The sequence below is a fragment of the Proteiniclasticum sediminis genome (assembly GCF_018128025.1).
GTDB lineage: Bacteria > Bacillota > Clostridia > Clostridiales > Clostridiaceae > Proteiniclasticum > Proteiniclasticum sediminis.
On the sequence record NZ_JAGSCS010000043.1, the window covers coordinates 1 to 2,560 of the forward strand.

The 2,560-nt window shown below is 50.1% G+C and carries 3 protein-coding genes; all 3 read left to right on the forward strand.

All coding sequences use genetic code 11. The features are described from left to right. The first annotated feature begins 107 nt into the window (after nt 1-107). Nucleotides 108-1,073: an ABC transporter substrate-binding protein gene (locus tag KCG48_RS14355; protein ID WP_211802865.1), complete on the forward strand. Its 966-nt coding sequence runs from the start codon at nt 108-110 to the stop codon at nt 1,071-1,073. Between the two features lie 124 nt (nt 1,074-1,197). After that, on the forward strand, nt 1,198-1,842 hold the full coding sequence (locus tag KCG48_RS14360; protein ID WP_211802866.1) for an ABC transporter permease: 645 nt from the start codon (nt 1,198-1,200) through the stop codon (nt 1,840-1,842). Continuing rightward, nucleotides 1,829-2,428: an ABC transporter ATP-binding protein gene (locus tag KCG48_RS14365; protein ID WP_211802867.1), complete on the forward strand. Its 600-nt coding sequence runs from the start codon at nt 1,829-1,831 to the stop codon at nt 2,426-2,428. Before KCG48_RS14360 ends, KCG48_RS14365 begins: the two co-directional genes overlap by 14 nt. Nucleotides 2,429-2,560 lie beyond the last annotated feature (132 nt).

The window sequence follows — 2,560 nt, forward strand, 5'->3', positions numbered from 1 at the left end:
TTAAGTGGCTTCGGACTAGGCTTTTCGAATCTTTTGTTATATATTTCACCATGGGTGAACAGTCCGCATGGTATAATGGGAAGGTAGTAAATTTCCGGAGGATGCTTATGTTTCGCAGAAGAGTACTGAACGTCATGGGGATAATATTATTGATGTCTGCTGTCCTTCTTTCTGCTTGTGGAAAGAAAGAACAGAAGACCCTGAGTATAGGAGAGCAGTTTGGGCTGGCTTATGCCCCGCTGGAGGTGATGAAGTCCGAAGGATTTCTGGAGGAGGCACTAAAGGCAAGGGGGCTGGATATTTCCGTGGAATGGAAAAAACTAGGCAATACTTCAGCCATCCGAGAGTCGATGCTTTCAGGGGATCTGGACATTGGATTCACCGCCATCCCACCGTTCCTTATCGGGAAGGACAAGGGAATGGACTGGCGGATCATGGCAGGAATTTCCAAGACTTCGGTAGCACTGGTGACCAAAGACCCGACATTGACCTCCATTGCGGATTTACCCGAAAACCACCGGATTATCCTTCCGCAGCCAGGTTCCATTCAGCATATCCTTCTCATGATGGCATCGGAGAAGGTGCTCGGGAAGGCTTCGGCCTTGGATGGACAGCTTCTTTCCATGGCTCATCCGGATGGTGTCACGGCTTTTCTTTCCGGAAAAGAGGATCTTCTTCACTTCACTACCCCACCATATCTCCAGCAGGAGCTGGAAAGTGGGGGCAGAGTCCTCCTGGACGGACGGGAGAGCTTTGGCGGGGACTTTACCTTCATTGTGGGAATCTGTCCAGAGAGGGTTTTTCTTGATACCAAAGTGTATGAGTCATTCAAGGAAGCTCTGGTGAAAACCATGGAATATATGGAGACTAACCGTGAAGGGACCCACCAGATTCTTTCGGAGGCTTATGATTATGATCAGGAAGACCTGAAGGGCTATTTACAAGATGGAACCACCACCTTTGGCACAGGGGTGGAAGGAATGGATACCTTTGTGGAGTTTATGGAGAGGAATGGGCTCATCTCGTCTGGTTTGAAAGAGATGGAGCTTTATTGGGAGAAGGATGCGAAATAAGGGGAAGAGGTTAGACAGTGGACAACGGAGGTGGGCAAAAGGGATCTTTGTTCTGATCCTCCTGGTGGTTTGGGAGACCGTGGCGCGATCCGGAAGGTTTCCCGATGCCCTTTTTCCAGGGCTCTTGGAGATCTGTCAGAGTCTCCTCGATCTTCTATTCCATGGGGAGCTGGTCCAGAAGACAGTCTATAGTGTAGGATTTGTATTCCTGACCATGGCAATTTCCCTAGTCTTTGCAGCAGGAATGACGGCCATCTCCAGGTTCTCGGCCTATGCCCGGGAGTTCATGCTCCTTCTTCAGTCCATACTATCGCCGATTCCGGGAGTTGCTGTGCTTCCCATTGTCATTCTCTGGATGGGCATTTCTCGAACAGCCGTGGTGCTGATTATGGTTCATGCCACGCTTTGGCCACTATGGGCCCAGTTGGATTTAAGTGTGGAGAGGCTTGGAAGTCGATACGGCAGGTTTATGGAGGCCTTTCGTCTCGATCGCTGGACCCGATTTTGGCACATTTATGTCCAGGGATCAGCGGAGGACTTAAAATCATCTCTGGGGATCTCCTGGTCCAGGGGCTGGAGAGCACTGATCAGTGTGGAGATGATCTTTGGTATGGTGGGGTCCAGAAGCGGGCTGGGATGGCTTATCTTCGAAAGACGAATGTACATGGATACAGCGGGACTCTTGGCTGGTCTGGTGACCATAGCCCTCTGCGGGATTCTGTTTGAGTCGCTGCTATTCAAGGGAGGGAAGCTTCATGACGCTTATTAAAGTGGAAAATTTAACCAAGTCCTATGGTACGGAGACTCTCTTGAAGGATTTTTCTTTGGAAATCGGGGAAGGGGAGATTGTGGCGGTCATGGGGCCCTCAGGAATCGGCAAGAGCACGCTCCTGAATATCATTGGCGGTTTGGATCAGGAGTTCGAGGGAAGCCTAACCTACGCCCCCCAGGTCTTTGAGGGAATCGATGTGCCATTCCCCTTTGTATTCCAGGAATCCCACAGTTTGCTGTCTTGGAAGACGGTGGAGGATAATGTGAGGATTGCGGGAAAACATCTTGCTCCGGAGGAAATCGATGAAGCTCTCCAGGCTGTTGGGCTTTATGAACACCGGAAGAAGAAGCCTAGGGAGCTTTCCGGAGGAATGAAGCAGCGGGTTTCTCTGGCCCGTGCACTCGTCTGCAAATCCCGGGTGATGCTCCTGGATGAGCCCTTTGCCAGCTTGGATTCGGAGATGCGATCCAAGCTTCAGGAGCTGGTGAAAAACCTAAGTAAAACCAAAGGTATCGCCATGCTGCTCGTCACCCATGAGCGAAGCGAAGCTGAAGCCATGGCTGACAGAATCATCATTATCTAAGTTCACAATAGCGAGAATCGATAGAAATAGGAAAAGCCCGGAGCAATCCGGGCTTTCAGACTGTAGACAAAGCGACCAATTTCCGAAAAGAAATGGTCGCTTTGTTTTTTATGTGGCAAGAATTAGCTTTTC

Bases quoted from the DNA above. Each gene is read 5' to 3' on its own strand.
- KCG48_RS14355 (WP_211802865.1), top strand. From the start codon at position 108: ATGTTTCGCAGAAGAGTACTGAACGTCATGGGGATAATATTATTGATG.
- KCG48_RS14365 (WP_211802867.1), top strand. From the start codon at position 1,829: ATGACGCTTATTAAAGTGGAAAATTTAACCAAGTCCTATGGTACGGAG.